We start from the raw sequence: 2675 nt of genomic DNA on the forward strand, positions 1-2675 counted from the left end.
CACGACAACTTCTTTGACCTGGGCGGCCACTCGCTGCTGGCCGTCCGCATCATCGGGCGCATCCGCGACACGTTCGGGGTGGAGCTGCCCCTGCGCGCCCTGTTCGAGGTGCGTACGGTGGCCGCCCTGGCCGCCGAGGTGGACGGCACCGCGCGCACCGTGGTCCCCGTGCCCGCCATCGTCGCCGGGACCCGCGTGGAAGACGTGCTGGCCACCGTGGACGAGCTGTCCGAAGAAGAGATGGACCGGCTGTTGAGCAACCTTTCGCTGGAAGAGGAGCAGGAATCGTGAGTCAGACGCCACAGGGATCCGCCACGCTGTCGCTGGAAGAAAAGCGTCGGCTCCTGGTCCAGAAGCTTCAGAAGCAGGCGGAGCGCGGGAACCGGTTTCCCCTCTCCTTCGCCCAGCTGCGGCTGTGGGTGGTGCACCAGATGGACCCGGCCGGGGCCGCGTACAACATGCCGTACGCGCTGCGCCTGCGGGGCTCGCTGGACCTGCGCGTGCTGGCCCGGGCGCTCACGGGGCTGGTGCGCCGGCACGAGAGCCTGCGCACCGTCTTTCCGGCGGAGAACGGCGTGCCCGTGCAGCTGGTGCGGCCCGCGGCGCCCGTGGTGCCCCTGGAGGTGGACCTGCGGCACCTGGCCCCCGAGCCCCGCGCCGCCGAGGCGGCCCGGCTGACGGCCGAGGAGGCCGCGCGGCCCTTTGACCTGGCCGAGGGCCCCCTGCTGCGGGTGACGGTGCTGCGCCTGGCCGAGGACGACGCCCTGGTCCTCTTCACCCTGCACCACGTGGTGGGCGACGGGTGGTCGCAGGACGTGCTGGTGCGCGACCTGTCGGAGCTGTACACGGCCGCGGCCGAGCGGCGCGAGCCGTCGCTGCCCCCGCTGCCCATCCAGTACGCCGACCACGCGGCGTGGCAGCGCGACTACCTGTCGGGCCCCGTGCTGCGGGACCAGGTGGACTACTGGCGGGGCCGGCTGGCGGGCGCGCCGCCCCTGCTGGAGCTGCCCACGGACCGGCCCCGCACCACGGCGGCCAGCGCCCGCGCGGAGACGTGCGCGTTCCTGCTCCCGGCCGACGTGTCGGAGTCGCTGCGGGCGCTGTCGCGCCGCCAGGGCGGCACCCTGTTCATGACCCTGCTGGCCGCCTTCCAGGTGGTGCTGTCGCGCTGGTCGGGGCAGGACGACGTGGTGGTGGGCACGCCCGTGGCCGGCCGGTCGCGCGCGGAGGTGGAGAACCTGATCGGGTTCTTCGTCAACATGCTGCCCCTGCGCACGGAGCTGTCCGGCGGGCTGACCTTTCGCGCGCTGGTGTCGCGCGTGCGCGAGGGGGTGCTGGAGGCCATGGCCCACCAGGACCTTCCCTTCGAAAAGCTGGTGGACGAGCTGCAGCCCGACCGCGGGCCGGCCCATCCGCCCCTGTTCCAGGTCTCGTTCTCCCTGCAGCCCCCCGCGCGCGAGTCGCTGCGGCTGGGCGCCCTGGACGCGGCGCCCGCCGGCGCGGGGCTGCAGCAGGCCAAGTACGACCTGGTGCTGAACATGGCCGAGCGGGGCGCCCAGGTCTCCGGCGCCCTGGTGTACCGCGCCGACCTGTTCGACCGCGGCACGGTGGAGCGCATGGCCGCGCACCTGCAGCGCCTGCTGCGCCAGGTGGCCGCCGACCCCGACGTGCCCGTCCACGCCCTGGAGCTGCTGGACGCGGACGAGCGCGCCCGCGTGGTGACGGAGTGGAACCGCACGGAGACGGCGCTGCTCCTGGACACCTGCGTGCACGGGCTGTTCGAGGCGCAGGCCGCCCGCACCCCCGGGGCGCCCGCCCTGCGGTTCGGCGGCGACACGGTCACCTACGCCGCCCTGGACGACGAGGCCAACCGCGTGGCGCGGCTGCTGCGCGACCGGGGCGTGGGGCTGGAGGACCGGGTGGCCCTGTACCTGGAGCCGGGCCCCCGCGCCGTGGCGGCCCTGCTGGGCGTGCTCAAGGCGGGCGCCCTGTTCGTGCCCCTGGACGTGGCCGCCCCCCGCGACCGCCTGGCGTTCGTGCTGGGGGACTGCGCCGCGCGCCTGGTGCTCACGGAGCCCGGGCTGGCCGCGGGGCTGGACGGGGTGGAGGCCGGGGTCCTGTCCCTGGACGACGCGGCCCTGGCCGCCGTCCCCGCCGGGCCCGTGGGCGTGGCGGTGGATCCCGCCAACGCCGCGTACATGATCTACACCTCCGGCAGCACGGGCCGCCCCAAGGGCGTCGTGGTGCCGCACCGCGCGGCGGCCAACATGACGGGCGCCTCCGCCGCCCTGGCCGGGTTCGGACCCGGCGCGCGGGCCCTGCTCTTTGCCCCCCTGCACTTCGACGCGTCGCTGGCGGACCTGTTCCCGGCCCTGTGCTCGGGCGCCACGCTCGTCCTGGCCCCCCGCGAGGCGCTGCTTCCCGGGCCGGATCTGGTGGAGCTGCTGGAGCGGATGGAGGTCACGCACGCCAAGATGACGCCCACGGCCCTGGCCGCGCTCCCCCCGGCGCCCCTGCCGGGGCTGCGCGTGGTGAGCGTGGGCGGCGAGGCGTGCACGGAGGCGCTGGTGGACCGCTGGGCCCCCGGGCGCACCTTCCTGAACGTGTACGGCCCCACGGAGACCACCGTGCGGGTCACGGCCGTGGAGTGCCGCCCCGGCGGCGGCACCCCCTCC

Annotated in this window: 2 protein-coding genes; both read left to right on the forward strand. The window is 75.4% G+C overall.

Annotated elements, in window-relative coordinates; translation table 11 throughout:
• On the forward strand, nt 1–291 hold a 291-nt coding region (locus VFZ20_RS28290), incomplete at its 5' end, for a phosphopantetheine-binding protein (protein ID WP_329687322.1).
• On the forward strand, nt 288–2675 hold a 2388-nt coding region (locus tag VFZ20_RS28295), incomplete at its 3' end, for a non-ribosomal peptide synthetase (protein ID WP_329687323.1). The genes VFZ20_RS28290 and VFZ20_RS28295, both read left to right, overlap by 4 nt.

The organism is Longimicrobium sp. (genome assembly GCF_036280135.1).
Classification (GTDB): domain Bacteria; phylum Gemmatimonadota; class Gemmatimonadetes; order Longimicrobiales; family Longimicrobiaceae; genus Longimicrobium.